We start from the raw sequence: 25682 nt of genomic DNA, 5'->3' as shown, positions 1-25682 counted from the left end.
CCGGTGATCAGAACGGTGGGGGTCCCTGTGGTCCCCAGCCCCCGGGAGGCTCCGGGATGGGGGTCGGGTCGGTGCTGGTCGCCGCAGCGCCGTCCGCGGGGCGCTCCGCGTCGTCCGTGGCTCCGGGGCCGTCCGACGTCGTGGCACTCTCCGGGGCTTCGGACTCCTGGGACGCGCTCCGCGCTTCCGCGGTCCCGTCGGCCGGGCGCGCGGCAGCATCGGACGCCGCTGCGATCGTGGATCCTTCACCAGGAGGTCTCGCCTCCAGTGGTGGCGGGGTCGGGGGTGCGGGCAGGGCGGTGCCCCTCCACGGGGCGAGACAGGTCTCGTCGCAGCCGTGGTCGGGATGCTCTCGGTAGTGGGCGACGAGCCCTCGGAGGGTCTCCAGACCGATCATGTCCCAGTCGTCGTGGAAACTGGTGATCACGTGCCGGCCCTCCGTGGACCCGAGCAGCCACCGCGTCGCCCCGGGCCGGTAGCAGCCCTCCGTCCACCCCGTGGGCTGGACCCTCTCAGGGTCGATGATCCGCGCGGTCTTGTCCTGGTGGTGCCGCTCGCACAGCAGGTGGAGGTTCTCGATGCTCGTGGCCCCGCCGTCGAGCCATTCCTGGATGTGGTCGGCCTGCGAGGCCCACGACACGCTGCGCCCGCACCCGGGGACCGCACACGTCGGGTCTCCCAGCCGCAGGTACTCCAGCATCGCCGGGGTGGGCCGGTACTGCTGCGCGGGGGCGGGCACGAACGCTCCCGTGCACGGGTCGGTCAGCACGCGGTACCACTCCCCCTGCCCGCCCGCGAGGGCCCGCGCCATCCCGGCAGGGACCGGCGTGACCCCGTCCAACGTGGCGGGCGCATCGGACAGCCCGAGCAGCGTCATCATGGGCACGGTCACCGAGATCCGGAAGCGGTCCTTCGGCACCTCGATGCCCTCCGTGTCCAGGACGGCCTTGGTCGCCAGGAGGTAGCGCAGCACGTCACGACGCAACGGCGCACCCTCCTTCCTCGCCATGCCGTCCACGTCCCACGGGACCACGGAGTCCGGACCGCGCTCCCGGAGAACGGCCCGCTGCGCGGACTGCACCGCCTTCGCGGCCACGTCCAGACGCCGCGCGAACGCGTGGATCTCCGGGGCAGGCCCCTGCACCTGCAGGCACGCCATCCCCTTCCCGAGGTCGGAGACGAACACCGAGCGTTCGATCGGGCGAGATTCCGCCTGCCGGCCCTCGATCGACTCCGCCCAGGCGATCAGCTGCCCCAGCCGCTTGTGGAACCGCTCGACGGGGACCCGCAGGTCCCAGCGGGCGATGATCGCGTCCATCCCCCGCAGCGATGTCTCCGACAGCGCTCGGACCCGCACCAGCATCCGCTCGAACCACGCGGCGGGGAACCGGCCGGCCTCCAGCAGCGCGAGACAGGACGCGAAGCAGTCCACCCCGTGATGGGCATCGCGGATCACGAACGACGCCCGCGACCTCGTGGTCCGCAGCGCCACCGCCGCCGTCAGCGCCTCCAGGTCCCCCTCGCGGGGAAGCTCGCAGGTGGTCTCCTCGGGCCCGGCCCACAGCTTCGCGACCGCCCGCAGCTTCCGCGCCAGGACCGGCCCCTCGGCCGCGGTCGCGTCCCAGACCTCCTGCAGCACGGCCGACATCACCGGGTCACCCTCCGTGCCGGCCTTCACCGGGACGGAATCACGGGTATGCGCGGAATGCTCACGGATGGAGCCCCGCCGGATCCGTCCCGGGACCTGCGCCACGAACGCCGCCACCGCGGCATCGACCCCCTCGCCCCGTCCCGGCGCACCCTCCCCGGAGGCGTCGGAAGAGGGAGCGGGGACGGACCTCGACGCGGGGGCGGGCACGGGGGCGGAGTCAGCACCCCGGGCCGGGGAGGACGCCGGGGCCGCGCCGGCACCGGCAGCGGCGCCGGCGCCGGCGCCGGCGCCGGCCGGGATCGCCCGTCCCGCGGTGGCATCCGCATCCACCGCCGGCGACGGAATCGGCTCCTGCAGCATCACGACCACCCCCTCATGCCGTCGCCCCGGCCCCACGCCACGGCTCGCACCTACGTTCGAAACACCTCCAGCCTATCCCGCCGAACGCCCCGTGGGAAGCATTGTGGATGAATTCTTTCCGCCACTTCTCCCGCATCCGTCACCATATGACTGCGTGCACACACCGCACGTCTGACCTGGCCTTTCTTGCCATCGCCGCAGGAACTTCCGACCCGCCCCACTCCCCCCCATGCAGAGTTGTCCCCATTCTTCGGAGGCTCTTGACAATCACGCAGAATCACTTCCTCGATGCGACGCCGCACCACCCCCTGTGTCCTCCCGCGGCTCCATGCGCCCGCCTGAGACGGCACATGACGAGGCCCTGGACCCGCGCGCCCGGCAGGTCCACGATGGTCATCACGCGGTCCCGAACCGGGCGCCGCATCGCTCCGTAGCTCAGCCCGGTAGAGCAGCTCCCTCATAAGGAGTGCGTCGCAGGTTCGAATCCTGCCGGAGCGTCCCCGGGGCGTTCAGGCGCCGGCCGGCCACCAGGGGGCGAGGCCTCCGGGCTCGACCCGGCCCGCACCGGAGGCCCGGAAGTAGCGCACGGCGACCAGCAGGGCGTCGAGGTCGTGGGTCTGCTGGACGGAGGCGACCATGAGGCGGTCCTCGTCGTCCTCGTGGTCGATGCCGAGCGCGTCCAGCCGGGCGGCGAGCCAGCGCATGTCCCGCAGGGCGCGGTACTCGTCCTCGGCCAGGACGATGAAGCGCAGCGTCATGGCCCCGGACGGGGTGATGACGCCGCGCGACCACAGCCGCCCGCCCTCCCGGTCCGCGCCGACCTCGTCGCCCAGGGCCACGTCCCGCGCGTAGAACGGGATGTTGTCGACGATGTACGTCCCGTGGTCCGTGGGCCGGGCCCAGATGCCCTCCGCATCGGCCGGAGCATCCGGCCCCAGCGTGAAGCTCACCCGCACCAGCTCGTCCGGCGGCATCGGCCCTCCTTCCGGGCCGTCTCCCAGGCGGAGGTCGTCGTCGGCCCGCGGCAAGGATACGGCGCGCGGGAGGACCCTCGGGCGGGTCAGCCGCTCCCGGCGTGGAAGGCGAGCGCCTCCTCGAGCCAGCCGGCGAGATCCTCCTCGGCGGCGAGCGCCGCGGGCTCCACGGTGATCCAGCCGGTGCCCATCGGCCGGCCCGTGCCCATCACCGCCGGGGCGGCCCCGGGGCGCGCGCACAGCTGGGCCCCGCGCGCAGGATCGACGCGGACCAGGAGGGAGCCGTCCTTCCCGGCGGCCACGAGCATCCGCTCCTCGAGCATCACGGCCCGGGAGCCGAACATCGAGACCTCGCGGACGGCGGCGCCGGGCGGCAGCGCGGACCGGACACGGCGGATGACCGCGGACTGCTCCGGCGTGAGCGGCACGGTCACCGACCGCCTCGACCGGCAGCGACCCCGACGCACCCGTCGAGGCATCCGCCGGGAGTCCGCGAGCGACCCGGCACGGTTCTCACGGCGAATACAGAGAGTCGGGCCATGGGGGCCTCCCGGCGTCGACGACGGTGTCTCCTCCCATCCTGAGCGCAGATGCCGCCCTGTCAAGGGCGGGCGGGCCGGCTCCCGCGCCACCGAGTAGCCTCGGACCGTGGAGATCAACCCGTACGAGGCGCGCCTGCGCGTCCTGCAGCTGCAGGACGGCGTGCAGATGCAGCGCGAGGCGACACCCGGCACGGACACGGCCGGCTGCCCCGGCTGCCCCTACTACTGGACCTGCGACGTCCCGCACCGGGCGGAGGACGTCCACGCGCCCGCCGAGTACGACCGCGACGAGGTCGCCGACCAGGTCCCGGCCCGCGAGGACTATCGACCGCGGGACGTCGACGACATCGGCTGGACCGACCAGTGGATCGAGGTCGACGAGGAGGACGCCGACGCGGACGCCCTCGAGGAGGCCGATGGCCCCGCGGGCCACGACGCCCTCGCCCCGGAGGGCGCCTCGGGTCCCCGCCCAGGTCCCGCGGCGGATCCCGAGGAGACCGACTCCGCGCGACGCTCCGATGCCGCGCGACGCTCCGATCCCGCCCGACCGACCGCCCAGGAGCGCCGCCGGGCGCGCCGCGAGACGGCCGACGCCGAGGCCGCTCTCGAGCGCCGTCCCCGTCGCGGCTGGAAGGACCTGCTGCGCCCGCGTCGGGGCTGAGCAATCCCGCACCTTCCGACGGCGCGCCCAGCCGGCCTCGCACCGCCGGCGTGCGCTGCGCCAGGACACGCGCCCGACGAGCGTCCTCAGCGCCCCAGTCGCTGCTCCAGCAGGGCGCGCACGCCGCGCCACTCGTCGGCGAGGATCGCGTAGACGACCGTGTGGCGCAGCGAGCCGTCCGGGAGGATCCGGTGGGCGCGCAGGATGCCCTCCTGGGTGGCGCCCAGACGCTCGATGGCGCGGCGCGAGGCGGCGTTGAGATGGTGGGTGCGCAGCTCCACGCGCAGGCAGCCGAGCCGCTCGAAGGCCTCGGTGAGCAGCAGCAGCTTCACCTCGGCGTTCACACCGGTGCCGTGCGTGGAGGCGGACAGGAAGGTGCTGCCGATCTCCAGCCGGCGATCGGCCCGCGCGATGTTCAGGAACGTCGTCTGGCCCACCACCCGGTCGGCCGCGCCGTCCCGGCCGCGCAGGATCACGGCCCAGGCGATGATCTGGCCGGCGGCGGCCTTCACGAGCGTCGCCTCGACGCCGGCCGCCATGGCCTCGGGCCGCGGGATGTGGGTGGCGTACGGGATCCGCCACAGCTCGCCGTCGCGGACGGCCTCGGCGAGGCCCTCCGCGTGCTCGGCCCGCAGCGGCTCGAGGCGCACCCGCTCCCCCTCGAGGACCCGGGCGGTCGGCGCGGGCATCGGCCGCAGCAGCTGCTCGGCATCGGGCATCACGGTCTGCGGGTCCACGGCCGCCTCCTTCTCCGCGGGGGTGCTCATCGGTCCTTCTCCGCGGGAGTGCTCATCGGTCCTTCTCCTCGGGAGTGCTCATCGGTCCTTCTCCGCGGGAGTGCTCATCGGCCGTCCAGGCGTGCTCACCAGGCGTCGCCTCCGCGGGTCTCGCGGTGCGTGGCGATCGCGAGCTCGTAGTAGTGCAGCAGGTCGTCCGAGGCGTGCTCCCAGGAGAACTTCTCCGCCTCGGCGCGGGCGGCCTGCCGGATCCGGGTGCGGGTGGCGGGATCGGCCAGGCGGTCCAGGGCCGCGTCCAGGGACGCCTCGTCCCCGGAGTCGTAGAGCAGCCCGTTCTCCCCGTCGACGACCTGCTCCATCGTCGGGCCGGAGCGGGCGGCGACCACCGGCAGCCCGGAGGCCATCCCCTCGAGGATCACCAGGCCCAGGGTCTCGGTGACCGAGGGGAAGACGAAGGCGTCGGAGGAGGCGAAGGCGCTGGCGAGCTCCTCCCCGCCCAGGAAGCCGGGGAACACGGTCGAGGTGCCGCGGAAGGTCTCCTCGAGCTCGTGCCGGTACGGTCCGTCGCCGACGATGGCGAGGACCACGTCGTCGCGGCGGTCCAGCATCGGCCGCAGCCGCTGGATCTCCTTCTCCTTGGCCAGGCGTCCCACGAACACCAGCAGCGTCTTGTCGGGGCGGCCGCCGGACAGGCGCGCCCGCATCGACTCGGAGGCGAAGCGCGGATGGTGGGCGAGGGTGTCCACGCCGCGGCGCACCACGTGGAGGTTGTGGATGCCCTGCGCGGAGAGCTCCTCCTTCATGGCCTGCGAGGTCGCGAGGTTGACGTCGGCCAGGGCGTGGTTGCGCTTGATCTGCCACCACACCGCGGGCTTGCCCCAGCGGTAGCCGCGGTACAGGTCGAGGTAGCGCGGGATGTGGGTGTGGTAGCTGGCCAGCAGCGGGATGTCCTGGCGCTTGGCCGCGTACGCCCCGGAGCTCGCCAGCAGGATCGGCTGCGCGGCGTGGACGACGTCCGGGTGGAACCCGCGGATGATGCCGTCGACCGTGGGCGTGGGAAGGGTGAAGCGCCGGTGCTTGTAGAACGGCAGCGTCACCGGGCGGATGCCCACGATCCGCGCCCCGTGATGCTCATGGACTCCCAGGTCGGGGGCGATGACCATGACCTCGTGCCCCAGGTCGACGAAGCGCTCCACGGCGTGGCGCAGCCGTGTCACGACCCCGTCGACCGAGGGCACGAAGGTCTCGGTGACGATGGCGATCTTCACCGGCGGATCATCACTTCCAGGTGACGGTGGGCAGGACCAGCTCGCGGCGCACGCGCTCCGCGTTCGCGCGGGAGACCGTGAGGATCTCGGCGAGGACCTCGTCGGTCAGCAGGTGCGGCTGCAGGCCCAGGTCCAGCAGGTTCGTGTTCACCGCGTTGTAGTAGTGGTCGTACTTCTCCACGCGCGGGTTGTCGATGTGGGCGATCTCCACGTCGATGCCCTGGTCCTTCGCGACCTTCTGCACCTTCTCGGCCAGCTCGTTGACGGAGAACTGCTCGGTGAACTGGTTGAACACGCGGAACTCGCCGCGGTCGGCCGGGTTCTGGCAGGCGATCTCGATGCAGCGCACCGTGTCCTGGATGTTGAGGTAGCCGCGGGTCTGCGAGCCGCCGCCGTAGACGGTGAGGTCGTGGCCGATGGCCGCCTGGATCAGGAACCGGTTCAGCGCCGTGCCGAAGACCGCGTCGTAGTCGAAGCGGTTGGCCAGGCGGGCGTCCTTCCGCGTCTCCTCGGTCTCCAGGCCGTAGACGACGCCCTGGTTGAGGTCGGTGGCGCGGATGCCCCAGATGCGGCAGGCGAACATGATGTTGTCGCTGTCGTGCACCTTGGTGAGGTGGTAGAACGAGCCGGGCTGCTTGGGGAACGGCAGGCGGTCCTTGCGGCCCTTGTGCTCGATCTCGATCCAGCCCTCCTCGATGTCGATGTTCGGCTGGCCGTACTCGCCCATCGTGCCGAGCTTGACGAGGTGGCAGTCGGGGGCGAAGTCCTTGATCGCCCACAGCACGTTCAGCGTGCCCTCGACGTTGTTGCGGTGGTTCTCGATCGCGTGCTCGCGGTCGATCATCGAGTAGGGGGCGCTGCGGTGCTCGGCGAAGTGCACGAACGCCTCGGGCTGCAGCTCCTGGAAGATCGCGGAGACGGCCTCGTAGTCCGTGAGGTCCTCGATGCGCACGCCGATCTCGAGACCGGTGATCTCCTTCCACGCGGCCACGCGCTCCTCGAGCGGGAGGATCGGGGTCATGGAGTTGGAGCCGAGCTCCTCGTCGATCTCCCGCCGCACGAGGTTGTCGACGATGGTGACCTCGTGACCCTTCTGCGAGAGGTAGAGGGCAGTGGGCCAGCCGCAGAATCCGTCTCCGCCGGCGACGACGATCTTCATGTCGTGATTCCTCCCAAGGGGGGTGGTCGTTCCGCCCGGCGCGCGGGGCCGCGGATCGGGCGGGGGAAAATGGCAGTCCCGTCATCTAACCTCATCGAGGTCCCAGAACCCTCAAAGGACGGGGACGGGCCGATGAACTCGAGAGGAACGGACATGTCGCACACGCATGGCGGGGCCGCGGCGCAGTCGCGCCCCGAGGCGGCGGGATCGCGCGCCCCTGGGTCGGCGTCGCCACGCACCGACCCCGGCTCGGGACCGCGACCGCTGCCCGTCGACGGGGTGAGCGTGATGGCGATCGTCAACCGCACCACCGACTCCTTCTTCGACCAGGGCGCCACCTGGGAGCTGCAGGCGGCGGTGGACCGCGGGCTGGCCGCGGCGGCCGAGGGCGCGGCGATCATCGACATCGGCGGGGTGAAGTTCGCCCCCGGAGCGCCGGTGCCCGCCGCCGAGGAGGCGGAGCGGGTGGTGCCGGTGATCGCGGCGCTGCGCGAGCAGGCCCCGGCGGTGCGCCTGAGCGTGGACACCTTCCATGCCTCCGTCGCCCGGGAGGCGATCGCCGCCGGCGCCGACCTCATCAACGACACCACCTGCTTCTCCGACCCGGAGATGGCGACCGTCGTCGCGGGGACCGGGGCGAGCGTGGTGGTGACCCATTCCCTCGCCGCGCCCCGCACCGAGCTCCCCCGCCCGCACTACGACGACGTGGTCGCGCAGGTCCGCAGCCGGCTCGCGGAGGGCGTCGCCCTCGCCCGGGAGGCGGGCATCGCCGAGGACCGGATCATCGTGGACCCGGGTCCGGATCTCAACAAGAGCACCCGTCAGACCCTCGAGCTGCTGCGGCGCTGGGACGAGTTCTCCGGCTTCGGCCTTCCGGTGCTCGCGGCGCTGTCGCGCAAGGACGTGATCGGCGAGTCCCTGGGGCTGCCCAAGGAGGAGCGCCTGGAGGGCTCGCTCGCGGCGGCGGCCTGGGTGATCGCCCGCGGCGCCCGCATCCTGCGGGTCCACGACGTGCGCGAGACGGTGCGCCTGGTGCGCATGCTCGAGATCATCGACGGCAGCCGGGACCCCGTGGGCCCCCTCGTGCACAACGCCTGACGGCCACGACGACGGACGGCCACGACGCCTGACGCCGCAGCGGCGGCCTCAGCCCCGGCGTCCGAGCCGGCCCGTGCGGCGCAGCCACATCTCCAGCGGCACGGTCACCAGCGGCGGGATCGCGGCGGCGAGGGCGACCAGGGCGACCCACCACTGCCAGCGCAGCTTCCACGCACTCAGCAGGGCGAGCACGACGTACAGCATGAAGGCCCCGCCGTGCAGGCGGCCGAACAGCCACACCCCGGCCTCGGTCGTGCCGGTCACGTACTTCAGGAACATGCCCACCAGGAGTCCGGCCCAGGTGAACGCCTCCACGAAGGCGACGATCGCGAAGATCCGCCCGAGCGGCGAGACCTCGGCCGATGCGGGGGCCGTCGATGCGGAGTCGGCCGATGCGGGGCCGGTCGAGGCGGTCTCGGGTGCGCTGTCGAGCGTCTCGGGCGTCTGCGGGGTGCTCATGGCGAAGTGTCCTCCGAAGGACGGGAGCGGATCTGGACGGGCGTGGCGCCGCCGTCGATCCTCCCAGGCGCGCCTGGGAGCGTCCCGGCACCGCTGCCGCACCCGCCGGACCAGCGAACCGGTCTCCGGGATCCGGCCCGGGGGAACGGGTCAGCGCCGCCGGGCGTGCTCGGCGAGGACGGCGTCGGCCAGCAGGGGCAGCACGCGGCGGTGATCGTCGCAGAACTCGTGGTCGGTGCCGAGGACCAGGGCGACATCGGCCGCCGGGTCGACCCACAGGGCCGTGCCGAGCATGCCGAAGTGGCCGAAGGTCGCCGGGTCGTTGCCGCGACCGGTCCAGTGCGGGGACTTCGTGCCGCGCACCTCGAAGCCGAGGCCGAAGGGGTTGGGGTCCTGCGAGCCGAAGCCGGGCATGACGCCCTTGAGCCCGGGGATCTGCTCGGTCGTGGCGGCGGCGAAGGCCTCGGGCCCCAGCAGGGTGGGGCGCAGCAGCTCGAGGGCGAACAGGGCGAGGTCCTCCAGCGGCGAGAAGCCGCCCACGGAGGCCGATCCGGTCCAGCGCACCCCGGTCATCCCCAGCGGGTCCAGCACGCCCTCCTGGACCAGGTCGGCGAAGTCCCGGCCGGCGCGGCGGCCGATGTGCTCGGCGGCCCTGTCGATGCCGTAGTTGGAGTAGTGGCGGCGCCGGCCGGGCGGCTGGAGGGTGCTGTCCGAGCCGTAGTAGTAGCCCGAGGCGTGGCACAGCAGATGGCGCAGGGTCGAGCCCTCGGGGCCGGCGGGATCGTCGAGGTCGACCGTGCCGGCCTCGAGCGCGATCGCGGCGGTGTAGCCGGTGAGGGTCTTGGTGACCGAGCGCCAGGGACGCTCGCGGCGCGTGTCGCCGCGGCGCTCGCGCACCCCTTCGGGGCCCAGGACGATGGCGGCGCCCTCGAAGGGCAGCTCGTCCAGGACGTCCAGCGCGCTCATGCTCCGATGCCGTGGGCGCGCAGGATCGCGTCGGTCAGCCCGGGCCAGGCGGCCGCATGGGCGGGGCCGAAGGGCTCCTCCCCCAGGAACGCCGCGGCCAGCTGCGCCTCGGGGTCCACCCACAGGAACGAGCCGGACTGGCCGAAGTGGCCGAAGGTGCGCGGGGAGCTCAGCGCCCCGGTCCAGTGCGGGGACTTGTGCGCCCGGATCTCCATCCCCAGGCCCCAGTCGTTGGGGTTCTGCCGGCCGTAGCCGGGCAGGAGGCCCGCCAGGCCCGGGAACTGGACGCTGCGGGCCTGCTCGGCCAGCTCCGCGCCGATCAGGGTGGGGCTCAGCAGCTCGCGGCCGATGGCGAGGAGGTCGCGGATGCTGCCGCGGAAGCCGGCCGCCGGGGAGCCGTCGACCTCGAGGTCGCGCAGCCCCAGGGGTCCGCACACGGTGGTCTCGAGCCATTCGCCGACCTCGTAGCCGGTGGCCAGCTCGAGCTGCTCCCCCAGCACCTCGAAGCCGGCGTTGGAGTACATGCGCCGCGCCCCGGGGCGCGCGAGCTCCTGGCGGGCGTCGAAGGCGTAGCCCGCGGCGTGCGCCAGCAGGTGGCGGATGGTGGAGCCCTCGGGGCCGGCCGGCTCGTCCAGGGACAGGTATCCGCGCTCCACCGCGACCAGCGCGCCGAGCGCCGTGATCGGCTTGGACACTGACGCCAGGGGCATCACGCGGGCATCGTCGCCGGTGACGGCGAGGGTCTGCGCGGGCGAGGTCACGCCGACGGCGTGGGGGAAGGGGAGGTCGGCGGCGAGGGCCGCGGCGTCGATGCGCGAGGTGCTGTCCACCGTCCCAGCCTCCCAGGCCACGAGCCCGCCGGGCAACCCACACAGATCCTTCACATTTTACTGGTTGTTTACCCTCGTCCGGCCGTCCAGGGTATTCCCATCGGACCCGGGCGGTTCCGGCACCTGCCGGACCGCCGCGGACCCAGCGGGGCCGATGCGCAGGCGGTCCGGGGGGACCGGCCGCCGGCGGGGGACCTGACGACGGAGGACAGAGGAACCATGCCCGAGACGACGATCCATGTGCCGACCCCGAGCAGGCGCACCCTGTTCGTCGGGGCGGGGACGCTCTCCGCCGCGCTGGCCGCGGGGGCGGCGCCGGCGATGGCGCTGACGACCCTGCGCCGCGGCGACCGCGGCGAGGAGGTCAGGCGCCTCCAGCAGGAGCTGAACCGGCGCCGCTACTGGTGCGATTTCCCCGATGGCAGCTTCGGGCCCGTGACCCAGCAGGCGGTGTGGGCCCTCCAGAAGGCGGCGGGCCTGGTCACCGACGGCGTGGTCGGCCCGAAGACCCGCGCCGCCCTCAGCGACGGCGTGCTGCCGCGCAAGACGATCTCCGGTTCCGGCTTCGAGGTCGTGCTGAGCTCGCAGCTGCTGCTGGCCGTCAGCGGCGGCACCCTCATGCACGTGTTCAACACCTCGACCGGCAGCGGGGAGCGCTACTACTCGGGCGGCCGATGGAAGACGGCCACCACCCCGAAGGGCGACTGGACCATGTACCGGCTCTACAGCTCCGGCTGGCAGGACGCCCCGCTGGGCCGTCTCTACCGTCCCGGCTATTACGACCGCGGCTGGGCGATCCACGGATCCACCTCGATCCCGACCTACCCGGCCTCCCACGGCTGCTCGCGCATCTCGGTCGCCGCGAGCGACGGCCTGTGGTCCGTGGGCTGGTTCCGCATCGGCATGCGCGTGAAGGTGCGCTGAGGCGACGAAGGCTCCGACCGCAGCGGGGGCGAGGAACGAGCGCCCGCGCGCAGCACGCATCGACCCGCCGCCCTGCCCCGCTCCCCGGGGCAGGGCAGGGCGGCGTGCGTCACGCCCCTCCACACCGCCTGCACAGCTCCTGCCCGGGATCCCCCGCCGTGGCGGGGTGGTCGGCAGGGTCCTTCACGCTACGATCGACGGCGAGCGACCTCGTCCGAGGACGCCGGCCCGGGCGGTCCGCCGCCCGCACCCAAGCGCCGAAGACCGACCTGCACGATTGCGGAGGACCACCGTGGGGATCTTGGATCGGATCGAACGCGGCCTGGACCGAGGGGTCACGAGCATCTTCTCCCCCGGTCGCGGCCAGCTGAAGCCGCTCGACCTGGCTCAGGGCCTCAAGCGCGAGTGCGACGACCAGATCCAGGTTCTCGACCGGACGCGGACCCTCGCCCCCAACGCCTACAGCGTGTACCTGCACTCGGTCGACTACGACCGCTTCGCCTCCTGGCAGGAGACGCTGGTCGAGGAGCTCGAGCGGGTGGTGGTCGAGCATGCCGACAAGCAGCGCTACATGTTCGTCGGCGGGGTCAGCGTGACCCTCGAGCGCGACGACGAGGTCCGCCAGGGCCGCTTCGAGACGGAGTCGCGCACCGAGCGCGGCAGCGTCGCCCCGGCGACCTCGAGCATGCAGTCCGCCCCCGGCGGCCACCCGATCCTCGAGATCGACGAGCAGCAGTACCTGCTGACCGGTGCGATCACCGTGATCGGCCGCGGCGGCGACGCCGACATCATCCTCGAGGACACGGGCGTCTCGCGCCACCACATCGAGCTGCGCGCCGAGGACGGCGGCATCGTCGTGGCGACCGACCTCGGCTCCACCAACGGCACCTACGTCGACGGGGAGCGGATCCGCACCCCCGTGACGCTGCGCGACCGCTCCCTGATCAAGATCGGGCGCACCCGCATGACGATCCTGCTGCCCGATGCGACCCCGGGCGCGGGGCAGTGATCGGCCGATGAGCGAACTCACCATCTATGCCCTGCGGATCGGTTTCACGATCGCCCTGTGGCTGTTCGTCGTGGCGGTGCTGCTGATCCTGCGCGGGGACCTGTTCGGCACGACCGTCCTCAGCCGCGGCAGCAAGCCGGATCCTCGGCGCGAGCAGCGCCCCACGGCGGATCCCTCGCAGGCCGCGTCCCTGCGCACCGAGCCCGCCCCGACGACGACCGTCCTCGTGGTCACGGCGGGGAACCTGCGCGGGACGACCCTCACCCTCGGGGCGACGCCGGTGCTCATCGGCCGCGCGCCCGAGTGCACCCTCGTGCTCGACGACGACTACGCCTCCAACCGGCATGCGCGGGTCTACCAGCGCGATGACGAGTGGTTCGTGGAGGACCTCGGCTCGACCAACGGCACCCTGCTGTCGGGACGGAAGATCGAGGGATCGGCGCCCTTCAAGCCGGGCGCACAGGTGCGGATCGGCCGCACCGTCATCGAGCTGAGACGAGGTCCGCGATGAGCTTCGCCCTGCGGTATGCCGCCCGCACCGACGTCGGCCTCGTGCGCTCGAACAACCAGGACTCCGGCTATGCCGGCAGCCACCTGCTGGTGGTGGCCGACGGCATGGGCGGCCACGCCGGGGGCGACGTCGCCTCCTCGGTGGCCATCGCCCACCTGGCCAGCCTGGACACCGAGACCCCGGCCTCCGACATCGTCGCCTCCCTGGAGCGCTCGATCCTCGAGGCGAACCAGGCGATCCTGCGCCGGGCGCGCGACGAGCCCCAGCTCGCGGGCCTGGGCACGACCGTCACCGCGCTGCTGCGGGCGGAGGGCAAGTTCGCCCTCGCCCACATCGGCGACTCCCGCGCCTACCTGCTGCGCGACGGCGAGACGTCCCAGATCACCAAGGACCACACCTTCGTCCAGCGCCTCATCGACGAGGGCCGGCTCACGGAGGAGGAGGCCGAGCGCCACCCCCAGCGCTCGGTGATCATGCGCGTGCTGGGCGATGTGGACTCCGATCCCGAGCTCGACCTGTCCCTGCGCTCGGCCCATGCGGGCGACCGCTGGATGCTGTGCTCGGACGGCCTGTCCGGCCTGGTCAGCCTGCGCACCATCGACGCGACCCTGCAGGAGATCGAGGATCCCGGCGAGTGCGCCGATGCACTCGTCCAGCTGGCCCTCAAGGGCGGCGGGCAGGACAACATCACCTGCATCATCGCCGACGTGGTGGACCTCGACGCGCTGCCGCGCGGCGTCGAGGCGCCGTCGGCGACCCCGCAGATCGTCGGCTCCGCGGCCCGCAACCGCAACCAGCCGACGGCGGGCTCCGGCCCCGCCGCCAAGGCCGCCGCCCTCGGGCGCACCGACGCCGAGCCCGCCTACTCCGACGACGACTTCGACGAGGAGGACGAGCCGCCGCGGCGCAGCGTCTGGCCCGCGCTGGTCACCCTCGCCCTGCTGCTGGCGCTGCTGGTCGGCGCCGCCTGGGCGGGATACGGATGGTCCCAGCGGCAGTACTACGTGGGCAGCGACGGCACGAACGTCGTCATCTACCGGGGCCTGTCCCAGGACCTGGGGCCGATCTCCCTGTCCACGCCGGTGGAGACCACCGATGTCGAGCTCGAGGCGCTGACGCCCATCACCCGCCAGCAGGTCGAGGCGACCATCACCGCGGCCGATCTCGCCGACGCCGAGGCGATCGTCGACCGCCTCGAGGGCGAGACCGCGGACCTCACGCCGCAGCAGACCGCGGCCCCCAGCGACGGCGGCGGTGCGAGCGACGCCGGCGGGGCCGGCGATGCCGGGGGCTCCGTCGTGCCCGGCACCGTGCAGCCGACCGCCCCGGCCACCCCGGAGGCGACGGTCGACTCGCCCGCGCCCCCGACCGAGGACCAGGCGCGGTAGTGGCCACCGTCGTCTCGTACACCGCGCGCCCCCGTCGCACCCTACAGGCCCTGATGCTGGCCTTCGCCGTGGCGATCGGGGTGACCGCCTACGCCCTCGTGGGGCTGGGGCGGTTCCAGGAGCTGCCCGATGACCTGCTGCAGTACGGCATCGGCGCCGTGGTGCTGGCCGTGGTGCTGCAGCTGGTGGTCACCTGGCGCGCGCCGTACGCGGACCCGGTGATCCTGCCGATCGCGCTGCTGCTGAACCTCATCGGGATCGCCGTGATCGCCTCGGTGGACTCCGCGATCGGCCTGTACACCTCCCGCACCACGAGCTACGCCGACCGGCAGGAGCTGTGGGCCGTGGTCGGGATCGTGGTGTGCTCCCTGGTCCTCGTCGGCCTGCGGGATCATCGGATCCTGCGCCGCTACACCTGGATCGCCGCCGTCTGCGGCGCCGCGCTGCTCCTGCTGCCGATGCTCCCCTTCATCGGCTCCGAGATCAACGGCTCGCGGATCTGGATCAAGGTGGCCGGCTACAGCTTCCAGCCGGCCGAGCTCGCGAAGATCTTCTTCGCCGTGTTCTTCGCCGGGTATCTCGTCTCGCGCCGCGACACCCTGGCCCTGGCCGGCCCCAAGGTGCTGGGGATCCAGTTCCCGCGCTGGGCCGATTTCGGCCCCATCCTGGTGGCGTGGGCCTTCTCCCTCGCGGTGCTCGTGGTGGAGACGGACCTCGGCACCTCGATCATGTTCTTCGGCCTGTTCGTGGCGATGCTGTACGTCGCCACGGACCGCCTGAGCTGGCTGGTGATCGGCGCGATCATGTTCGTGCCGCCGGCGATCATCGCCGTCACCCAGGTCGCCCGGGTGCGCACCCGTCTGACCTGCTGGCTGGACCCGATGTCCTCGGAGAACTTCGACCGCTGCCGCCAGATCAACAACGGCCTGTTCGGACTGGCCAACGGCGGGATCTCCGGCACCGGCCTCGGCGAGGGGCGCCCCAACGTGGTGTCCTTCGCGCACTCCGACTTCATCTACACGGTGATCGCCGAGGAGATGGGCATGATCGGCGCCTTCGCGGTGCTGGTGCTGTACCTGGTGCTCGTCGAGCGGGCCCTGCGCGCGGCCGTCGGCATCTCCGACGGGTTCGGGACGCTGCTGGCCGGCGGGCTCGGCTTCGTCCTGGCGCTGCAGGTGTTCGTGGTCGTCGGCGGCATCACCCGGGTGATCCCGCTGACCGGCCTGACCCTGCCGTTCCTCGCCTCGGGCGGCAGCTCCCTGGTGTGCAACTGGATCGTGGTCGGCATCCTGGTGCGGCTCTCCGATGCGGCGCGCCGGCCCGCGGCCCGCCAGGTGCCCGGCCTCGCGTCCTCGGCCCCGGCCGCGGCGCCCGCCGCGAGCGCGAGCACCCGAGCGGAGGGCGCCCGATGAACAAGCCCCTGCGCCACGTGTGGCTCGTGATCGCCCTGCTGTTCGTGCTGCTGTTCACCTCGACGACGTACTTCCAGGTGTTCGCGGCGGGACGGCTCAACGCCGACGGCCGCAACTCCCGCACGCTCTACAACGAGTTCGGGCGCAACCGCGGGCCGATCGTCGTGGACGGCACCCCCATCGCCTGGTCCGAGGAATCCGACGACACCTACGGCTACCTGCGCACCTACGAGCCGGGCGGCATGTACGCCCCGGTGACCGGCTACTACTCGGTGCGCTACGGCTTCGCGGGGCTCGAGCGCTCCCTGAACGACACCCTCTCCGGGGATGCGGACTCGCTGTTCTACCAGCGGATCGCCGACACCCTCTCCGGCCGGGCGACCCAGGGGGCGACGGTCGAGCTGACACTGGACGCGGAGGCGCAGCAGGTCGCCTACGAGGCCCTGGGCGACCGGCGCGGCGCGGTCGTCGCCCTGGACCCGACCACCGGCGAGATCCTCGCCATGGTCTCCACGCCCTCCTACGACCCCAACCAGCTGGCCTCCCACGACACGGGCGCCGTCACGCAGGCGTGGTCCGACCTCAACGAGGACCCGGAGCGCCCGCTGTCCAACCGGGCGATCGCCGGGGACCTCTACCCCCCGGGCTCCACGTTCAAGCTGCTGGTCGCCGCGACCGCGCTGGACTCCGGCGGCTACACCAAGGACTCGGTGATCCCGGGGCCGGGGACGTACACCCTGCCGGGCTCCTCGAGCGTGATGAACAACCACGCCGGCGGCGGGCAGGAGCCCTGCGGACCGGACGACCGCTCGACCCTGCAGTCCGCTCTGCAGCAGTCCTGCAACACGTCCTTCGCGATGCTGGGCGTGGAGCTCGGCGCGGAGACCCTGCAGGCCAAGACCGCCGAGTACGGCTTCGGCGACCGGATGTCGATCCCGCTGGGCGTGACGCCCTCGAGGATCGGCAGCGACCTGGACGACGCGCAGCTGGCCACCACCTCCATCGGCCAGTACGAGGACCGCGTGACGCCGCTGCAGATGGCCATGGTCGCCGGCTCCTTCGCCAACGACGGCGTCGTCATGGAGCCCAACCTGGTCCGGTCGGTGCGCACGCAGGACCTCCGCACCGTCAGCGAGCTCTCCCCCCAGGAGCGCTCGCAGCCGCTGAGCGCCGCCAACGCCGCGCAGATGCGCGAGATGATGGTGGCCACCGTCGAGGACGGCACCGGCTCCGCGGCGCAGATCGACGGCGTGGAGGTCGGCGGGAAGACGGGCACCGCCGAATGGGGCGAGGGCCGCCCCGCCCATTCGTGGTTCGTCGGCTACGCCCAGGCCGGGGACCGCAAGGTCGCCGTCGCGGTGATCGTCGAGGAGGGCGGATACGGGTCGCAGGTCGCGGCACCGATCGCGAAGGACGTCATGGAAGCGGTGATCGACCAGTGAGAACCGAAGCAGGCCTGGTGCTGGAGGGCCGCTACGAGCTGACGAGCCTCATCGCCACCGGAGGCATGGGCCAGGTGTGGAAGGGACGCGACCAGGACCTCGACCGCGACATCGCGGTGAAGGTGCTGCGCGAGGAGTACGCGGGCGACGAGGGCTTCCTCAAGCGCTTCCGCGCCGAGGCCCGCCACACCGCCTCCCTCAGCCACGACGCCATCGCGGCCCTGTACGACTACGGGGAGCTGGACGGGCGCGCCTACATCGTCATGGAGCTGTGCGCCGGCCGCCCCCTCTCGGACATCATCGAGGAGAACCCCGGCGGTCTGCCCGAGAAGCGCGTCATCAGCGTGCTGATCGAGCTGGCCCGCGCGCTGGACGCCGCCCACGCCAAGGGCGTGGTCCACCGCGACGTGAAGCCCGAGAACATCCTCGTGGACGAGGCGGCGGACTGGTCCATGAAGATCACGGACTTCGGCATCGCCCGGAGCTCCGACCAGGCGCGCCTGACCAAGACGGGACTGGTGATGGGCACCGCCCAGTACCTCTCCCCCGAGCAGGCGATGGGCAAGCAGGCCACCTCGCTCTCGGACATCTACGCGCTGGGGATCGTCGCCTTCGAGATGCTCGTGGGGCACCGGCCCTTCACCGGCGCGACCCAGGTCGAGATCGCCATGGCGCAGGTCAAGCAGCAGCCGCCGGAGCTGCCCGAGGACATCAACGCCGATCTGCGGCGCCTGGTGGCGATGACCCTCGCCAAGGCGCCCGCGAACCGGCCGCGCTCGGCGGCGGCGGTCGCCCGCATCCTCGAGGCGATCCAGCGGGGCGTGGAGCCGCGCTTCACCACCGGCGCCATCCCCGTCACCCGGGTCGAGGACCACGACTGGACCGGCGGGAACGCCACCGGCGGGACCGGTACGGGAGGGAACGCCGCCGGCTCGCCGCCCGCGGAGGGCACCTCCTCCCCGTCCCCGACGGGGACCCGCACCGCGGCCATGCCGCTGCCGCTGTCCGGGCGCGGGATCCGCCACCGCTCCGGCGGCTCCGCGGCGAGCGCGCTGTCGGCGTCCTCGGCGCCGCGCGGATTCTCGGCGTCCTCGGGGGGCTCCGCCGCGAGCGCCGCCTCGGCCTCCTCGGCGAACCCGGCCCCGGCCGATGCCGCCGCGCGCGGGGACCGCCACGAGCGCACCTCCCGCGGGACCAGCACCGGTGCGCGCATCGGCCCGCTGAGCGTGCCGGGCCTGCTGCTGCTGGTGCTGCTCGTGGTGATCGTCGCCGCGGCGATCGCCGGGGCGACGGGGGTGCTGCCCTTCGGCGCGGCCGCCGACATCTCGGCCCCGGTCCTGCCCGGCGCCGAGACCTGGGGCGACGCCGCGAGCGCGCCGACTACGATGGACGGATCGACCTTGAGGACGGTTGGACAGTGAACGCAGACGAATTCGTGCTCTCGGGCAGATACCGGGTGGGCCGGCTGCTCGGGCACGGCGGCATGGCCGAGGTGTACCTCGCGGAGGACACCCGTCTGCACCGCACCGTGGCGGTCAAGATCCTCCGCTCCGATCTCGCGCGCGATGCCACCTTCCAGGAGCGCTTCCGCCGCGAGGCGCAGAGCGCCGGCGGGCTGAACCACCCCTCGATCGTGTCGGTCTACGACACGGGCGAGGACACCTCCCGCGATGCCGCCGGCAACGAGATCGGCGTCCCGTACATCGTGATGGAGTACGTGGAGGGCCACACCCTGCGCGAATACATCGACCCCGAGAACCCGATGGATGCCGCGCAGGCGGTCCGCATCACCACGGCGCTGCTGTCCGCGCTCGAGTTCTCCCATGACGCGGGGATCGTCCACCGCGACATCAAGCCCGGCAACGTCATGATCACCGCCACCGGCGCGGTGAAGGTCATGGACTTCGGCATCGCCCGCGCCGTGGCCGATGCCGCCAGCGCCATGACGCAGACCCAGGCCGTGATGGGGACCGCCCAGTACCTCTCCCCGGAGCAGGCGCGCGGGCAGCTGGTCGACAACCGCACCGACCTGTACTCCGCGGCCTGCGTGCTGTACGAGATGCTCACCGGCCGGCCGCCCTTCACGGGCGACTCCCCCGTGTCCATCGCCTACCAGCATGTGCGCGAGGCGCCGCAGGCGCCCTCGGTCTTCAACCCGGCGATCACCCCGGAGATGGACCAGGTCCTCCTGACCGCCCTCGCCAAGGACCGCGAGGCGCGCTACCCGAGCGCCGCCGAGTTCTCCCGCGACCTGCAGGCCGTCGTGGGCGGCCGCACCCCGCAGCTCGTCGGCGGGGCGGCGGCCCGGAGCGCCGGTGCCGCCTCCGACGCGGAGACCACCACGGTGCTCAGCGCCGCGGACCTCCCCACCGAGGCCCTGTCCCCGACCCGCACCACCGGTCGCCACGCCGCCGTCGCGGGAGGCGCCGCCGGCGCCGGCTACGCGGCGGGATCCGCCGCGTCCCCGCTCGACGGCGGCACCGGCCCGCTCGCCGCCCAGGACGGGCAGCTCGTCGCCGAGGAGAAGCACCGCCGCCCCGTGTGGCTGTTCGTGCTCGTCGCGATCGCCGTCCTCGCGGTCATCGGCGCCTCGCTCGCGATCCTGCGCCCCTGGGATCCGCCGGGCCCGGAGACCGTCACGGTGCCGACCCTCACGGGGCTGAACTCCGATCAGATCACCGTGAAGCTCGACGAAGTGGGGCTGACGCCCGCCTTCGAGTCGGTCTCCTCGACCGAGGTGGACAAGGGACTGTTCATCTCGTCGGATCCTGCGCCCGGCGAATCGGCCGAGACAGGCGACACGGTGAACGTCACTCTGTCCTCGGGGCCTGCCGACACGGAGGTCCCCGACGTCTCCGGCAAGACCCGAGCAGATGCCGAGCAGCTGATCCGCGACGCCGGGCTGGAGCCCGCCTACCAGGCGGACGAGGACGTCGCCAAGGCCGAGGCCGGCACCGTCACCCGCACCAATCCGCGCGCCGAATCCCCGGTCACGCAGGGAACCCAGGTCCAGTTCTGGGTCGCGACCGGGAACGTCGCCGTGCCGCAGCTCGTCGGCCTGGACGAGGAGAGCGCGAAGAAGGCCATCGAGGACGCCGGCCTGGTGGCCGATGTCCAGGACCAGGAAGCTCCCGACGAGGAGCCGGGCACGGTGCTCAGCCAGAACCCGACCTCGGCCTCGAACCCCGTCGCGAACGGATCGACGGTGCAGATCTTCGTGGCCCGCGAGCGAGGCCCGGTCACCGTCCCGAACGTCGCGGGAGACACCCTGGACAACGCCCGGACGCGGCTCTCCGAGGCCGGGTTCGGCATGAACCCGCCGCAGTACGAGCCCTCGGACTCCGTCGCGGAGGGCGTCGTGATCCGCACCGATCCCGAAGGCAACGAGCAGGCCGAGTACGGGTCCTCCGTCACCGTCGTCGTCTCCTCCGGCCCGGAGCAGACCACCGCGCCGACGCCGACGGAGAACCCGACCACGCCGAGCACGGAGCCGACGACGCCCACCCCCGACCAGGAGGATCCGACCACGGAGCCCTCCGCGGATCCGACGACCGATGAGGCCGCGCCCGGCAACGGGAACGGCAACGGCAGCGGGAACGGCAACGGGAACGCCGCCGGCGGGAGGGGCTGAGATGGGCGCGCGGATCCTCGTCGTCGACAACTACGACAGCTTCGTCTACACGATCGTCGGCTACCTCCAGCAGATGGGGGCGGAGACGACCGTCGTGCGCAACGACGCCGTCCCGACCGCCGGCGACGGGGCCGTGGACCTCACCGGGTTCGACGGGGTGCTGGTCTCCCCCGGCCCCGGGAACCCCAGCACCGCCGGGCGCACCCTCGACGTGATCGGCGCCTGCGCCGAGGCCGAGGTCCCCATGCTGGGCGTCTGCCTGGGCCACCAGGCGCTCGGGCAGTACTTCGGAGGCACCGTCACGCACGCCCCGCAGCTCATGCACGGCCGCACCAGCGTGGTCGCCCACGAGGGCGCGAGCGTGTTCGCGGGGCTGCCCTCGCCGTTCACGGCCACGCGCTACCACTCCCTCACGGTGGTCCCCGAGACCGTCCCCGATGTCCTCCAGGTGACGGCCTGGACCGCCGACGGGGTGGTGATGGGCCTGTCGCATCGGACCCTGCCCCTGCACGGGGTGCAGTTCCACCCGGAATCCGTGCTCACCGAGAGCGGGCACCTGCTGCTGGGCCGCTTCCTCGAGCTGTGCGACGGCATCGGTGCGGAGCAGCGCTCCGCCGGCCTCGCCCCGCTCCTCGCCGGGTCCTGAGCGCCGGCGCCAAGACCCTCCCGCTGCGCTGCGCGACGGCTCCCGTCGTCCCGCGCGTCATCGCCTCGCGGGTCCTCGCCTCGCGCGCCCTCGCCTCGCTCACCCTCGCCTCGCGCGCCCTCGCCCGGCGCGGGCCCGGCGGCGCGCCCTGCCGGGCGTCTACGGCGCGGAGGCTCCCAGGGCGTCGAGGGTGCCCGAGTTGAAGGGCATGTAGGGCGCGATCGCCGGGAACACCCACTGGAACAGGACGACGATCAGCGCCGCCAGGAGCAGCAGCGTGATGACGATGCGCAGCCACAGCGGGCCGGGCAGATGGCGGAACATCCAGGCGTACATCGCTCAGACCTCCACGTTCTCGAGCGCCGGCGGGATGCCGTCGGCGCGGTCGGTCCAGTGGGCGAACTTCGCGTGCACGATGTAGCGCTCCCGCGCGGAGAACATCGGGTGGCATGCGGTCAGCGTCATCATCCGTTCGCTGGCGGGGACGCCCGGCTGCCCCGGGGTCTCGGCGATGACCTCGACGTCCTCGGGGTCGACGATCAGCGACTCCGTGACCTCGTAGACGTAGAAGGCATCGGCCGTCTCGATGACGATGGGGTCCCCCTCCTGCAGCCTGTCGATCTGTTCGAGGGGGCGGCCGTAGGTGTTGCGATGGCCGGCGACGGCGAAGTTGCCCACCTGCCCGGGCAGGGCCGTGCCCGGATAGTGGCCGACGCCCTTGACGTTGAGGACCTTCTCGAGGGACACGCCCTCGGCCACGGGCACGCGGACCCGGTCGAAGCCCGGGACGTACATCGTCCCGAAGACCATGGTGTCCTGGGGCGTCGCGGGGACGGGCGGCTCGTCGGTGCGCGGCTCGGCGATCCTCTGGGCGTCCACGTCGCCCCACTCGTCCTCGAGCTGGGAGATGATCTGCTCCTGGTCGCGGTCGGCGACGACGTCCGTCCACCACAGCTGCCAGCCCAGGAACAGCACGAGCAGCGCCCCGAGGGTCAGCAGCACCTCGCCGAGCACTCCGATCGCTCCGCCGAGGAGCCGGCCTCTGCGGCCGATGGCCGCGGGACGGTCTGCACGATGCGTCGGGGCGGCACCTCGGGTCGTCGTCATCCGGCATCCTTTGCGCTCTGGAGCTCCTGCGCCCATCGTAGGCGGGCGGACCGTGCTCCGCGAGACGCTCCACGCCCGGCGCTCCGCGTCGCGCCGTGCAGGCGCGCCTTATACCCTGGTCCCTGGCCCGTCGCGCACGGCGGGCCGCGAGCGGTGCCGCCGTGAGGCGTGCACGCAGGACGGCACAGGGAACGGAGCTGGGACGCATGGCGGCCAAGAAGCGCAATCGCCGCACGGGGCGGGCCACCGCAGGCACGAAGGCCGAGGCCGTCGTCGCCGACGACGAGAAGGGCACCGCCGCGACGGGCGCCGAGGAGGCGGACACCGCGGTCGACACCGAGGACGCCGTGACGGCGGACGCGGATGCCGCGGCGGACGCCGATTCCGACGCCGAGACGCGCGAGGACGCGGCCGATGACGCCGAGGACGCCGCCGCGGGGAAGCGCGGGCGCAAGGCGTCCGACGCGAAGTCCGCGGCGAAGTCCTCCACGCCCGCGGCCGCGAAGGACCCGGTGCGCCGCGCAGCGAAGGCATCCCCTGCCGCGAAGGATGCCGCCGCGACGGCCTCGGCGAAGAAGTCCGCGGAGGCCGAGCGCAGCCGCACCACGCGCCGACGCGTCGCCGCGCCGACCCCGAACCCTCAGTGGCTGGCGCCGTTCGCGGTGACCATGCTGATCCTGGGCCTGGTCTACCTGGTGACGTACTACCTGACCGCCGGCCAGCTCCCGCTGCCCATCGGCGACTGGAACCTCGCGGTCGGATTCGGCGTGATGGTCATCGGCGGCGGCGCCCTGATGTTCTGGAAGTGAGCCGGCGCCGCGCCGGCACCGGAGGGGGATACGGCATGGACGTCCAGCACGAGCACCGGCAGGACCCGGCAGTCGACACGGGAGAGACGGGCGGGGCCGACGCCGAGGGCGCCCGCTCGCCCCGGCACCCGTGGCGCCGCTTCGTGGCCATCGGGGACTCGTTCACCGAGGGCATCGGCGACCCCGATCCCCAGGTGCCCGGCGGCCATCGCGGCTGGGCCGATCGCGTGGCCGAGGAGCTGGGCCGGGACACGCCCGGCTTCGAGTACGCGAACCTCGCCATCCGCGGCCGGCTCTATGAGCAGATCCTCGCCGAGCAGCTGGAGCCGGCGCTCGCCCTGGAGCCGGACCTGGTGAGCATCTTCGCCGGCGGCAACGACGTGCTGCGGCGCGGGGACCCCGACGTCATCGCTGCGGCGCTCGACGATGCCGTGGGCCGTCTGACCGCGACCGGCGCGACCGTCATCACCTGGACGGGGCCCGACGTCGGATCCACCCCGGTGTTCCACCTGATCCGGGGGCGCGTGGCGATCTACAACGAGAACATGCGTGCGGTGGCCCAGCGCCACGGCGGCGTCGTCGTGGACCTGTGGGCGCTGCGCGCCCTCACGCACGAGGCGATGTGGGCGGAGGACCGTCTGCACTTCTCCCCGGTCGGGCATCGGACCATCGCGATCGCGGTGCTCGACGCGCTGGGCGTGCCGCATGCCATGGAGCCCTACGACGCCGGCGATCCGCTGCTGCGGCCCTGGCGCGAGGCGCGGCTCGAGGACCTGATGTGGGCGCGGGAGCACCTGGGCCCCTGGGTGCTGCGGCGCCTGCGACGGGAGTCCTCCGGCGATGGGGTGCGCCCCAAGCGTCCGCAGGCCGCCCCCGTCTTCGGCAGCCCGATGCCGCCCGGCTCCTCGGACAGCGTCCGCTGAGCCGATCGCCGGGCGCGCTCCCGTGGCGTGGACCACCCTCCCGGGGCCCGGACCGTTCCGGCCTGCCGCCTGCAGTGATGTAGCTCGCTTCCGCCCTTCTCGATTGGCGCGGGGCACCGGGACCGCGTAGTATCTATCGAGTCAGCGCAGCTGGCAGGCGCCCGTAGCTCAACGGATAGAGCATCTGACTACGGATCAGAAGGTTGGGGGTTCGAATCCCTCCGGGCGCACAGATCGAAGGCCCCGTCACCCCGGTGACGGGGCCTTCGCCGTTCCCCGAGCCGGCTGTCCCGGACGCTCGTCATTCCCGGGGGCCTGTCGTCCTGGCGCGTGACATCCCCTGGGCCCGTCGTTCCCCCGCGCCTGTCATCCCTGGAGCCCGTCGCTCCGGGACGGTCACCCGGCGTCGCGGCGGTCGTCGTCGAACCGCGGGATCTCGAGGCCGTCGGGGATGTCCTCGACGCCGTCGCTGTGCTGCGCGAAGCGCTCCGTGCCCGCGGACCACAGCGCATGGAGGCGGCTTCCGGGGTAGGACTGCGGGTCCAGGTCGATGTCCCGGATCGCCGCGTCGAAGCAGCCGATGCCGCGACGGTCCATCTCCTCGTGCGGCCCGTTCCCCCCATGGAGCCGGGCGACATCGGACTCCGTGCCGCAGCTCTCGCTGTACCAGGGCGGGCCGCCGATGCTCTCGGTGAGGTAGGCAGCCAGGCGCTCGGTGTGATCGGCCCGGAACCCGTGGCTGAACGCATGCGCGACCACCGGGTCCGCGAGGGCCCGCTCGTGCCAGGCCGCGGCCAGGCGCAGCATCCCGTCGTATCCGCCGACGTCCTCGTACAGCGTGCTCATGCCGGAAGGCTATACCTGTCCCGAGCACCGACCGGGGCACGGGACGCCCGCCCCGCGGGCGCACCCCGGGCAGCGGGGGCGTCCGCGGGACGGGAGCGCGCCTGCGCAGAGGCGCATGCCCGGCGGCGTCTGCCAGGCAGGCACAGGGAAGGCCAGAGGCCTGCTCGGCCGGCGAAGGGAAGGCCGGAGGCCTGCTCGACGGGCGCAGGGAGGGCGGGAAGCCTGCTCGACGCGCTCGAGAAAATGCGCGATTCTGTTCCACTTTGCTCGGGCGGGTTCCAACGGTCAGCGCAACACCCCACGACATGGAGGTGTTTGATGAGGCCAGT

At 72.8% G+C, this 25682-nt stretch carries 25 protein-coding genes and 2 tRNA genes; 15 read left to right on the top strand and 12 right to left on the bottom strand.

Going from position 1 to position 25682, the window contains the following annotated elements; all coding sequences use genetic code 11:
• Positions 1-7: 7 nt before the first annotated feature.
• Entirely contained in the window at positions 8-1648 is a 1641-nt protein-coding gene (locus BF93_RS19135) for an HNH endonuclease signature motif containing protein (RefSeq protein WP_156954179.1), read from the bottom strand.
• Between the two features lie 787 nt (positions 1649-2435).
• Here BF93_RS19135 and BF93_RS16060 point away from each other — a divergent pair.
• A tRNA-Met gene (locus tag BF93_RS16060) sits at positions 2436-2509 on the top strand.
• 11 nt (positions 2510-2520) lie between these two features.
• Here the strand turns inward: BF93_RS16060 and BF93_RS19130 are convergent.
• Both BF93_RS19130 and BF93_RS16050 read right to left on the bottom strand, forming a co-directional pair.
• Positions 2521-2985, bottom strand: a complete 465-nt coding sequence (locus BF93_RS19130) for a DUF4265 domain-containing protein (protein ID WP_051487092.1) — start codon at positions 2983-2985, stop codon at positions 2521-2523.
• Between the two features lie 86 nt (positions 2986-3071).
• Positions 3072-3419 (bottom strand): TfoX/Sxy family protein, encoded by a 348-nt coding sequence (locus tag BF93_RS16050; protein WP_232226470.1) that lies wholly within the window; start codon positions 3417-3419, stop codon positions 3072-3074.
• Between the two features lie 214 nt (positions 3420-3633).
• On the opposite strand from BF93_RS16050, the gene BF93_RS19880 reads away from it, so the two are divergent.
• Complete coding sequence (locus BF93_RS19880; RefSeq protein ID WP_198025463.1) at positions 3634-4188, top strand: hypothetical protein; 555 nt, start codon at positions 3634-3636, stop codon at positions 4186-4188.
• Between the two features lie 86 nt (positions 4189-4274).
• Here the strand turns inward: BF93_RS19880 and BF93_RS16040 are convergent, their stop codons facing one another.
• The 3 genes from BF93_RS16040 to BF93_RS16030 all read right to left on the bottom strand — a co-directional run bounded on the left by BF93_RS16040 (position 4275) and on the right by BF93_RS16030 (position 7352).
• Positions 4275-4955, bottom strand: coding sequence for a GNAT family N-acetyltransferase (locus BF93_RS16040; protein WP_232226469.1), 681 nt, complete (start codon positions 4953-4955; stop codon positions 4275-4277).
• Positions 4956-5050: 95 nt separating this feature from the next.
• Positions 5051-6193 (bottom strand): glycosyltransferase, encoded by a 1143-nt coding sequence (locus BF93_RS16035; protein ID WP_038374036.1) that lies wholly within the window; start codon positions 6191-6193, stop codon positions 5051-5053.
• Between the two features lie 10 nt (positions 6194-6203).
• Positions 6204-7352 (bottom strand): NAD-dependent epimerase/dehydratase family protein, encoded by a 1149-nt coding sequence (locus BF93_RS16030; RefSeq protein WP_038374034.1) that lies wholly within the window; start codon positions 7350-7352, stop codon positions 6204-6206.
• Between the two features lie 153 nt (positions 7353-7505).
• Between BF93_RS16030 and folP the strand changes: the two genes are divergently transcribed.
• Positions 7506-8450 (top strand): dihydropteroate synthase, encoded by a 945-nt coding sequence (gene folP, locus BF93_RS16025; RefSeq protein ID WP_038374033.1) that lies wholly within the window; start codon positions 7506-7508, stop codon positions 8448-8450.
• Between the two features lie 48 nt (positions 8451-8498).
• On the opposite strand, the gene BF93_RS16020 is transcribed toward folP, so the two are convergent.
• The 3 genes from BF93_RS16020 to BF93_RS16010 form a co-directional block, all read right to left on the bottom strand.
• Complete coding sequence (locus BF93_RS16020; protein ID WP_084148634.1) at positions 8499-8909, bottom strand: DUF3817 domain-containing protein; 411 nt, start codon at positions 8907-8909, stop codon at positions 8499-8501.
• Between the two features lie 150 nt (positions 8910-9059).
• Positions 9060-9875: a serine hydrolase domain-containing protein gene (locus BF93_RS16015; protein ID WP_038374032.1), complete on the bottom strand. Its 816-nt coding sequence runs from the start codon at positions 9873-9875 to the stop codon at positions 9060-9062.
• A complete protein-coding gene (locus BF93_RS16010; protein WP_038374073.1) occupies positions 9872-10705 on the bottom strand; it encodes a serine hydrolase domain-containing protein in 834 nt (277 codons plus the stop codon). Before BF93_RS16010 ends, BF93_RS16015 begins: the two co-directional genes overlap by 4 nt.
• Before the next feature lie 219 nt (positions 10706-10924).
• On the opposite strand from BF93_RS16010, the gene BF93_RS16005 reads away from it, so the two are divergent.
• From BF93_RS16005 to BF93_RS15960, 9 genes are all read left to right on the top strand, one after another.
• A complete protein-coding gene (locus BF93_RS16005) occupies positions 10925-11629 on the top strand; it encodes a L,D-transpeptidase family protein (protein ID WP_051487090.1) in 705 nt (234 codons plus the stop codon).
• 292 nt (positions 11630-11921) lie between these two features.
• Positions 11922-12638 (top strand): FhaA domain-containing protein, encoded by a 717-nt coding sequence (locus BF93_RS15995; RefSeq protein WP_038374029.1) that lies wholly within the window; start codon positions 11922-11924, stop codon positions 12636-12638.
• A 7-nt stretch (positions 12639-12645) separates the two neighbouring features.
• Positions 12646-13149 carry an FHA domain-containing protein FhaB/FipA gene (locus BF93_RS15990; RefSeq protein ID WP_038374028.1) on the top strand — a complete coding sequence of 168 codons (504 nt, stop codon included), beginning with the start codon at positions 12646-12648 and terminating at the stop codon, positions 13147-13149.
• Positions 13146-14537 carry a Stp1/IreP family PP2C-type Ser/Thr phosphatase gene (locus tag BF93_RS15985; protein WP_038374027.1) on the top strand — a complete coding sequence of 464 codons (1392 nt, stop codon included), beginning with the start codon at positions 13146-13148 and terminating at the stop codon, positions 14535-14537. Before BF93_RS15990 ends, BF93_RS15985 begins: the two co-directional genes overlap by 4 nt.
• Positions 14537-15949, top strand: coding sequence for an FtsW/RodA/SpoVE family cell cycle protein (locus BF93_RS15980; protein WP_051487089.1), 1413 nt, complete (start codon positions 14537-14539; stop codon positions 15947-15949). Before BF93_RS15985 ends, BF93_RS15980 begins: the two co-directional genes overlap by 1 nt.
• A complete protein-coding gene (locus tag BF93_RS15975; RefSeq protein ID WP_038374025.1) occupies positions 15946-17391 on the top strand; it encodes a peptidoglycan D,D-transpeptidase FtsI family protein in 1446 nt (481 codons plus the stop codon). Before BF93_RS15980 ends, BF93_RS15975 begins: the two co-directional genes overlap by 4 nt.
• A complete protein-coding gene (locus BF93_RS15970) occupies positions 17388-18812 on the top strand; it encodes a serine/threonine-protein kinase (protein ID WP_038374024.1) in 1425 nt (474 codons plus the stop codon). Before BF93_RS15975 ends, BF93_RS15970 begins: the two co-directional genes overlap by 4 nt.
• Positions 18809-21022: a Stk1 family PASTA domain-containing Ser/Thr kinase gene (pknB, locus tag BF93_RS15965; protein ID WP_038374023.1), complete on the top strand. Its 2214-nt coding sequence runs from the start codon at positions 18809-18811 to the stop codon at positions 21020-21022. Before BF93_RS15970 ends, pknB begins: the two co-directional genes overlap by 4 nt.
• A 1-nt stretch (position 21023) precedes the next feature.
• Positions 21024-21668, top strand: coding sequence for an anthranilate synthase component II (locus BF93_RS15960; RefSeq protein ID WP_038374021.1), 645 nt, complete (start codon positions 21024-21026; stop codon positions 21666-21668).
• Positions 21669-21827: 159 nt separating this feature from the next.
• On the opposite strand, the gene BF93_RS19875 is transcribed toward BF93_RS15960, so the two are convergent.
• Together BF93_RS19875 and BF93_RS15955 are read right to left on the bottom strand one after the other, a co-directional pair.
• Positions 21828-22004 (bottom strand): hypothetical protein, encoded by a 177-nt coding sequence (locus BF93_RS19875; protein WP_198025460.1) that lies wholly within the window; start codon positions 22002-22004, stop codon positions 21828-21830.
• Between the two features lie 3 nt (positions 22005-22007).
• The gene (locus BF93_RS15955) at positions 22008-22775 is read right to left on the bottom strand and encodes a class E sortase (protein WP_084148632.1); all 768 of its coding nucleotides are present in this window, start codon (positions 22773-22775) and stop codon (positions 22008-22010) included.
• A 206-nt stretch (positions 22776-22981) separates the two neighbouring features.
• Between BF93_RS15955 and BF93_RS15950 the strand changes: the two genes are divergently transcribed.
• From BF93_RS15950 to BF93_RS15940, 3 genes are all read left to right on the top strand, one after another.
• The gene (locus BF93_RS15950; protein WP_084148631.1) at positions 22982-23584 is read left to right on the top strand and encodes a cell division protein CrgA; all 603 of its coding nucleotides are present in this window, start codon (positions 22982-22984) and stop codon (positions 23582-23584) included.
• A 35-nt stretch (positions 23585-23619) separates the two neighbouring features.
• Positions 23620-24507 carry an SGNH/GDSL hydrolase family protein gene (locus tag BF93_RS15945; protein ID WP_084148630.1) on the top strand — a complete coding sequence of 296 codons (888 nt, stop codon included), beginning with the start codon at positions 23620-23622 and terminating at the stop codon, positions 24505-24507.
• Positions 24508-24664: 157 nt separating this feature from the next.
• Positions 24665-24737: transfer RNA gene (locus tag BF93_RS15940), tRNA-Arg, on the top strand.
• 166 nt (positions 24738-24903) lie between these two features.
• On the opposite strand, the gene BF93_RS15935 is transcribed toward BF93_RS15940, so the two are convergent.
• Positions 24904-25353, bottom strand: a complete 450-nt coding sequence (locus BF93_RS15935; protein WP_038374019.1) for a globin domain-containing protein — start codon at positions 25351-25353, stop codon at positions 24904-24906.
• Positions 25354-25682 lie beyond the last annotated feature (329 nt).

Origin of the sequence: Brachybacterium phenoliresistens (assembly GCF_000576425.1) — a bacterium.
Taxonomy (GTDB): domain Bacteria; phylum Actinomycetota; class Actinomycetes; order Actinomycetales; family Dermabacteraceae; genus Brachybacterium; species Brachybacterium phenoliresistens.
Note: the sequence above shows the minus strand (reverse complement) of the source record. Positions and strands in the feature narration are given on the sequence as shown.